7 protein-coding genes and 1 pseudogene are annotated in these 7,034 nt (G+C 65.6%); 6 read left to right on the forward strand and 2 right to left on the reverse strand.

From position 1 onward, the window contains the following. The 4 genes from VGH54_RS12350 to VGH54_RS12365 all read left to right on the forward strand — a co-directional run. On the forward strand, positions 1-659 hold a 659-nt coding region (locus VGH54_RS12350), incomplete at its 5' end, for a 1,4-alpha-glucan branching protein domain-containing protein (protein WP_331512285.1). Beyond that, the gene (locus VGH54_RS12355; protein WP_331512286.1) at positions 656-1,900 is read left to right on the forward strand and encodes a glycosyltransferase family 4 protein; all 1,245 of its coding nucleotides are present in this window, start codon (positions 656-658) and stop codon (positions 1,898-1,900) included. The genes VGH54_RS12350 and VGH54_RS12355, both read left to right, overlap by 4 nt. A 39-nt stretch (positions 1,901-1,939) precedes the next feature. Then, on the forward strand, positions 1,940-3,289 hold the full coding sequence (locus VGH54_RS12360; protein ID WP_331512287.1) for a TIGR01777 family oxidoreductase: 1,350 nt from the start codon (positions 1,940-1,942) through the stop codon (positions 3,287-3,289). Positions 3,290-3,490: 201 nt separating this feature from the next. Beyond that, positions 3,491-4,528: a pyridine nucleotide-disulfide oxidoreductase gene (locus VGH54_RS12365; protein WP_331512289.1), complete on the forward strand. Its 1,038-nt coding sequence runs from the start codon at positions 3,491-3,493 to the stop codon at positions 4,526-4,528. Positions 4,529-4,539: 11 nt separating this feature from the next. Here the strand turns inward: VGH54_RS12365 and VGH54_RS12370 are convergent, their stop codons facing one another. Beyond that, on the reverse strand, positions 4,540-5,481 hold the full coding sequence (locus VGH54_RS12370; protein ID WP_331512290.1) for a LysR family transcriptional regulator: 942 nt from the start codon (positions 5,479-5,481) through the stop codon (positions 4,540-4,542). A gap of 86 nt (positions 5,482-5,567) precedes the next feature. On the opposite strand from VGH54_RS12370, the gene VGH54_RS12375 reads away from it, so the two are divergent. After that, positions 5,568-5,921 carry a YidH family protein gene (locus VGH54_RS12375; RefSeq protein WP_331512291.1) on the forward strand — a complete coding sequence of 118 codons (354 nt, stop codon included), beginning with the start codon at positions 5,568-5,570 and terminating at the stop codon, positions 5,919-5,921. A gap of 95 nt (positions 5,922-6,016) precedes the next feature. Here the strand turns inward: VGH54_RS12375 and VGH54_RS12380 are convergent, their stop codons facing one another. Continuing rightward, positions 6,017-6,640: a TIGR03085 family metal-binding protein gene (locus tag VGH54_RS12380; protein WP_331512292.1), complete on the reverse strand. Its 624-nt coding sequence runs from the start codon at positions 6,638-6,640 to the stop codon at positions 6,017-6,019. 178 nt (positions 6,641-6,818) lie between these two features. Between VGH54_RS12380 and VGH54_RS12385 the strand changes: the two are divergent. Then, positions 6,819-7,034 (forward strand): annotated as a pseudogene (locus VGH54_RS12385) (hypothetical protein); the annotation flags it as partial.

Genomic DNA, 7,034 nt, shown 5'->3' on the forward strand with positions numbered 1-7,034 from the left:
ATCGCGCAATCGACAGCCACGTCGCAGATTTCGTCGAGATGGCCCGCAGCCGGCTCCTGTCCGAATCCGAGCGCATCGGGCGACCCGCCCACGTGGTCGCCGCATTCGACACCGAATTGTTCGGCCACTGGTGGTACGAGGGCCCGGTGTGGCTGGAACGGGTGCTGCGGGCACTGCCGGAGGCCGGTGTGCGGGTCGGCACGCTAGGCGACGCCGTCAGCGCGGGCCTGGTCGGAGACGCCGTTGAATTACCGCCCAGCTCTTGGGGTTCCGGCAAGGACTGGCAAGTGTGGGCCGGTGACAAGGTGGCCGACCTGGTGCAGCTGAACGCCGAGGTCGTCGACACCGCGCTGTCCACCGTCGACAAGGCGCTGGCCCAGACCGCGACGCTGGACGGGCCGATCCCCCGCGACCACATCGCCGACCAGATCCTGCGCGAGACCCTGCTCACCGTCTCCAGCGATTGGCCGTTCATGGTGAGCAAGGACTCCGCGGCCGACTACGCCCGCTACCGGGCGCACCTGCACGCCCATGCCACCCGCGAGATCGCAGGTGCGCTGGCGTCGGGCCGCCGCGAAGCCGCACAGCGCCTGGCCGACGGCTGGAACCGGGCCGACGGCCTGTTCGGTGCGCTGGATGCACGGAGGCTGCCGCGATGAAAATCCTGATGGTGTCGTGGGAGTACCCGCCGGTGGTGATCGGCGGACTCGGCCGGCACGTCCATCACCTGTCGACCGCGCTCGCCGCCGCCGGCCACGACGTCGTCGTGTTGTCGCGGCGCCCGACGGGTACCGACCCGAGCACCCACCCGTCGTCGGATGAGATCAACGAACACGTCCGGGTCGTCGCCGCCGCGCAGGACCCGCATGAGTTCTCCTTCGGCAGCGACATGATGGCGTGGACACTGGCCATGGGCCACGCCATGGTTCGCGCCGGATTGTCGCTGAAAGACCGGCGCCGCGACCGCGCATGGCAACCCGACGTGGTGCACGCGCATGACTGGCTGGTTGCCCATCCGGCAATCGCGCTGGCCGAGTTCTACGACGTGCCAATGGTTTCCACGATTCACGCGACCGAGGCCGGCCGGCATTCGGGCTGGGTGTCGGGAGCGCTGAGCAGACAGGTGCATGCGGTTGAGTCGTGGCTGGTGCGCGAATCCGATTCGCTGATCACCTGTTCGGCGTCGATGAGCGAGGAGATCACCGAGCTGTTCGGCCCCGGCCTGGCCGAGACCACGGTGATCCGCAACGGAATCGAAGCGGCGCGATGGCCGTTCGCGCGCCGCAGGCCCCGCACCGGACCACCCGAGCTGTTATATGTCGGCCGGCTGGAATACGAGAAGGGCGTACATGAGGCGATCGCCGCACTGAAACGCATCCGGCGGGCCTACCCCGGCACCACCCTGACCATCGCCGGTGAAGGCACCCAACAGGACTGGCTCGTCGAGCAGGCTCGTAAACATCGGGTACTCAAGGCAACTCACTTCGTCGGGCGACTCGATCATGGCGATCTGCTGGCCGCCCTGCATCGCGCCGACGCCGCCGTGCTGCCCAGCCATTACGAACCGTTCGGGCTGGCGGCGCTGGAAGCCGCGGCCGCGGGCACGCCACTGGTGACGTCGAACATCGGCGGCCTGGGCGAGGCAGTGATCAACGGCCAGACCGGGATGTCGTGTCCGCCGCGCGATGTGGCTCGGCTGGCCAAGGCGGTCATTGCAGTGCTCGACGATCCGGCGGCCGCACAACGCCGGGCCAAGGCCGCACGGCAACGACTGACCGCGGATTTCGACTGGCACACGGTGGCCGACCAGACGGCGCAGGTGTACCTGGCGGCCAAGCGCCGCGAACGCCAGCCGCTGCCGCGGCTGCCCATCGTCGAGCACGCGCTGCCGGATCGGTAGATAACCGGGGCCGTCTAATGCGCAGGTACCGTCGGCCCAATGGGACTTGTGTATTCGAGCGTGATCGACGCACCGATCTACCAGGTGTTCGACTGGCATGCCCGGCCCGGGGCGTTTACCCGGCTCACGCCGCCGTGGCAGCCGATGCGGTTGATCGCCGAGGCTGACTCACTGGAGAACGGACGCGCGGAACTCGGCCTGCCGGGCGGCCTGCGCTGGGTGGCCGATCATCAACCCGATTCCTACGACCCGCCCCGGCGCTTCGTCGACACCATCGGCACCAACGGGCCGGCGTCGCTGCCGGCCAAGCTGGCGGTGCGGTGGCGGCACACCCATGACTTCGAAGAGGTCAGCGGCGATCGGACCCGGCTGACCGACCGCGTCGCGACGCCGGTTCCCGCTGTCGCGTTGCGGCCGATGTTCCGTTACCGGCACCGCCAGTTGGCCGACGACCTCGCCGTGCACCGGCAGGCGGCCGACCATGGGTTGACCCCGATCACCGTCGCCATCACCGGCGCCTCCGGGCTGGTCGGCTCGCAGTTGGCCGCCTTCCTGTCCACCGGCGGCCACCGGGTGATCCGGCTGGTCCGGCACCCGGCTACCAAAACTGATGAACGCCAATGGAATCCAGAAAGCCCCGATCCGGGTCTGCTGGCCGGCGTGGACGCCGTCATCCACCTCGCCGGCGAGTCGATCGCCGGCCGGTTCACCGATCAACACCGCGCCGCGATCCGGGACAGCCGGATCGGCCCGACGCGCCGGTTGGCTGAGCTGATCGCCCAATCGAGCGACGGGCCCAAGGTGCTGATCAGCGCGTCGGCCATCGGCTATTACGGGTACGACCGGGGCGAGGAGACGCTGACCGAGGACAGCGAACGCGGTGACGGATTTCTGGCCGATGTGGTCGCGGACTGGGAAATCGCGACGGCCCCGGCCGAGCAGGCCGGGACGCGGGTGGTGCGGGTGCGTACCGGAATCGTGCAGTCCCCCGCCGGTGGGACACTTCGGCTGTTCCGGCCGCTGTTCGCCGCCGGGCTCGGCGGCCGACTCGGCAGCGGCCAACAGTGGCTGTCCTGGATCGGGATCGACGATCTGGTCGACGTCTATCACCGCGGGCTGTGGGACACCGACTTGTCCGGACCGGTCAATGCGGTTGCTCCCGAACCGGCCCGCAACGTCGACTACACCCGGACACTGGCCCACGTGCTGCATCGTCCCGCGTTGTTGCCGGTACCGGCGTTGGGGCCGCGGGTGCTGCTCGGCGAGCAGGGTGCGCGGGAACTCGCGTGCGCCAACCAACGGGTGCTGCCGACGCGGTTGCAGCAGGCAGATCACCGATTCCGCGGCCCTGACCTCGAGCAGACCCTGCGGCACCTGCTCGGCCGCTGATCACCCACGCATCGGCGCCCACCAGGATCCGTTTCTTACCTCCCCGAAAGCCACAATCCAAGTTTGTGAGCTGGCAAGGACAGCGTCCCTACCGCGTGGTGTCTCCCGGGCGAACTATCGAGACCAGCACTCGACAATCGCGTTCTTCGCCCGCGTAAGCGCAACAAAAACGCCGAGACACGCATACCGGAAGGGCAGAAAATGACTCAGTACAGCTGGACCGTGATCGGAGCAGGGCCGGCAGGCATCGCGGCCGTGGGGCGGTTGCTTGACCACGGGATCATGGGCGAGCAAATCGCCTGGATCGACCCAGAATTCGGCGCGGGAGATTTCGGCACCAAATGGCGAGCTGTCCCGAGCAACACCCGCGTCGAGTTATTTGTCGACTACTTGACCGCCTCGCCGTCGTTTCGCTTTGGACAAGCGCCAGCGTTTGAGTTGAACAATTTCGATCCCGACCAGACATGCCTGCTCGGCGTCGTAGCCGAACCGCTGGTGTGGATCTCGCAGCATCTTTGCCAACGGGTGAGAGCTTTTCGCGCGTTCGCGACAGAACTGGTCCTAGCCAATAGGCAGTGGACCATAACCACGCAACACGAGACGATCACGTCGAAGAATGTGATCCTTGCAGTCGGCTCGGTTCCCAAGAAGCTTTCCTACGAGGAACTTGACGAGATTCCGATCGAGACCGCGCTTGATCCTGCGAAGCTTGCGAAGCTGCCTCTGGATGGCGCCACGGTCGCCGTGTTCGGCTCTTCACACTCGACGATGATCGCTCTGCCGAATCTGCTGAACATCCCGGTGAAAAAGGTGATCAACTTCTATCGCAGCCCGCTGAAGTACGCTGTCTGCTTTGACAATTGGACGCTGTTCGACGATACCGGGCTTAAGGGTCAAGCCGCCGACTGGGCGCGCGAGAACATCGATGGAACGTGCCCGCGACGGCTTGAGAGGTGCTCGGTTGGTGATCCGGAATTCGAGAAGACCCTTGAGATGTGTGATCACATCGTCTACACCGTCGGATTCGAACGCAGACATCTTCCACTGACTCCCCAATGGGGATCACTGGAATACGACCCGACCAACGGTATTCTGGCTCCTGGGCTATTCGGGGCCGGTATTGCGTTCCCTGAGTACTGGATTGACCCGCTGGGAGCAGGCCAGTACCGGGTGGGACTGGCCAAGTTCATGCAGCGACTCGACACTGCATTGCCGCTATGGCTGCGCTACCGCACATAGCAGTGGAGAACCTACGCCGGGCTGGGGCTGCCGATGTGACTCAATAGGTCTCGGATCGCGCCAGCCGGCGGCGTTCGTCCACCCACCCAGATCGCCCGAAGGGCACGTCGCAGGTTCAGATCCGGCACTTGCACGGCGCGGAGGCGTCCCACGGCCAGATCGTCGGTCACCGCCAGCCTACTTATCACCGCAGGGCCCGCACCGGCCAGGACCGCAGCGCGCACCGCTGCCGCGGACGACAATTCCAGCGCCGGACTCGCTTGTGCGAAGTCGCCGCCCAGGGCGTTGCGCAACGCAGCAGTCAGCGAATCGCGTGTTCCCGATCCCGGTTCCCGAGCGACCAGCGGGGTTCGGCCGAGTTCGGCGGCACTCACGCCTTTCGACCGCCGAACCCACTTGTGGTCGGCGGGCACGACCACCATGAGTTCGTCGTACGCAACGACCCGGCTGCGCAACCCCGACAGTGCACCGGGGCTTTCGATGAATCCAAGGTCTGCAGCGCCGTCGCGCACCGCCGATATCGCGTGCTCGCTATTGGTGGTGGTGAGAATGACCTCGGGAGGCTTGCGGCCACTTCGGGCCGCCGTCGCTTGCAGTGACACCAGCCAGAGCGGCATCAGCTGTTCAGCGACGGTAAGGCTCGCAGCCACTTTCAACTTGCTGCGGCTCTCAGTGCGAAGCGAAGCAAGCCCGGCATCGACCTGCTGGGCGACATCCAGCAACCTGCTTGCCCACTGCGCCGCAACGACGCCGGCGGGGGTCAACTGGGTACCCCGCACGGTGCGGACCGCTAGCCGCACACCGGTCTGGGCCTCGATAGAGGTGATTCGGGCAGATACTGCCTGCTGCGTCAGTCCAAGTTCCCGTCCGGCGGCCCCGAGGCTGGCTGTTTTGGCCACCGCCAGGAAGACTTCGAGCGCGGACAGTTCGGGCATGCGAGAACTCAGTGCCATGGTTTATCCAACCACAAGCTCGCTTTGTGATCCCCCAAGAACAAGCCGGATACCGATATGGCGTTGCGAGGCGCAGCATCAGAAATATGATCCGCCAAGTCATCGACGAGCCCGACTACCGCTTTACCCTCGCCAACGAGCGGACCTTTCTCGCTTGGCAGCGCACAGCGCTCGGACTGCTGGCAGCGACGGTTGCCCTGCTGCAATTCGGCCCCGGATCAGCGGTCCACGGGATGCAGTACATCTTGTCAACGGTGCTGGGAATACTGGCCATTGTGATAACTGGTGCTGGCCTGTTGCGGTGGCGCCAGGTCGATCGAGCGATCCGGTGCGGCGAGCCGTTACCGCACAATCGCACACCATCATTGCTGGCGAGCGGCCTCGCGGCGCTCGGCCTTGTCGCTTCAGTTTTGGCAGCAGTCAACGCGGTGACCGGATGAACGACGATCGAAACCGCTCACGCGGCTTCGGTCAGCTAAGGCGCCGAGCCCCGAGACAATTGACCCGTGCTAGAGATGATTGGTGCGGTGGCTGATCACAGGCCGCGGGGTGCCGACCGGACGACGGCGATCGCCGCAGCGTCGCCGTCGAATTCGATCCGCACGGCATCGCGGCCCGCAACGAACAGCAACAGCTCCTGCGGTTCACCGGTCACCGTGACGGCATCGCCGCGACCCACCCGGGCGATCCGTTCGCCGGCGGGTGTCCGCAGTTCGACCTGCGCCGGCATCTTGCTCAGCATCATCCGGCTCATCAGCCCGAGCTGGCGCCGCAGCGGGTTGGCGATCGATGCGTCAAGCACCCTGGGCTGCCAGCCGTCGATGGCTCGGCGCACGTCCTCGTGGTGAATGAACATCTCGCCGAGATTCGCGACCGCATCGAGGAGCTTGAACGGCGAGTACATCGGCGGACCGGATGACACCAGGTTGACCAGGTCATCCCAGCCGGTCGATTGCGCAACCTTGTCCTGCACCTTCTCGGTGTAGCCGGCGAAGAAAGGTAAAGCGATACCCGGCGTCGCATCGAGACGCCGTTCCCGAACGACCAGATGAGCGGCCAGATCGCGGGTTTTCCAACCGGCGCACAGCGTCGGTGCGTCGGGCCCCACCTGGCGAAACGTGGTCACCAGTGCGCTTCGTTCACGCTGCGCTGCGGTCATTAACCCACCCTAGGCGAGATATCTCTGGCGAGCGGGCCAGATGTTCAGTAAGTTAAACTTTAATCTTGTGAAGTTAATCTGCCGGGCGGACGTGTTTGCCTTCGTCATCTGGGGGGTATAGCCGGTGAGTCTGGGCGGTACGGGTTGGTCGCGACCCGACCCTTCGAGAGGGGTTTCAATGGGCGAGGTGCGTGCGCTGTCGTTAGCGCCATCCGCGCAGCCTATTGAGCGCAGCCCACAATTCTGGTCGGATCCCGCACAGTTCGGCGTATGGCGAATCGGGTTGCGCCGCAAGGTCTTGACACATCTGACCGAGTTCGTGACCGGCCGATGCGCTGCCGAACTCGATGAGTCAGGCGTGGAAGTGGCCGGCGACATCCTGATGAAGTTCGTA

It is taken from the genome of Mycobacterium sp., assembly GCF_036488105.1.
Classification (GTDB): Bacteria; Actinomycetota; Actinomycetes; order Mycobacteriales; family Mycobacteriaceae; genus Mycobacterium.

Excerpts from the sequence above, each read along its gene's own strand:
- VGH54_RS12370 (WP_331512290.1), bottom strand. The coding sequence starts at position 5,481 with ATGGCACTGAGTTCTCGCATGCCCGAACTGTCCGCGCTCGAAGTCTTC.
- VGH54_RS12355 (WP_331512286.1), top strand. The coding sequence starts at position 656 with ATGAAAATCCTGATGGTGTCGTGGGAGTACCCGCCGGTGGTGATCGGC.
- VGH54_RS12360 (WP_331512287.1), top strand. The coding sequence starts at position 1,940 with ATGGGACTTGTGTATTCGAGCGTGATCGACGCACCGATCTACCAGGTG.
- VGH54_RS12365 (WP_331512289.1), top strand. The coding sequence starts at position 3,491 with ATGACTCAGTACAGCTGGACCGTGATCGGAGCAGGGCCGGCAGGCATC.
- VGH54_RS12375 (WP_331512291.1), top strand. The coding sequence starts at position 5,568 with ATGATCCGCCAAGTCATCGACGAGCCCGACTACCGCTTTACCCTCGCC.
- VGH54_RS12380 (WP_331512292.1), bottom strand. The coding sequence starts at position 6,640 with ATGACCGCAGCGCAGCGTGAACGAAGCGCACTGGTGACCACGTTTCGC.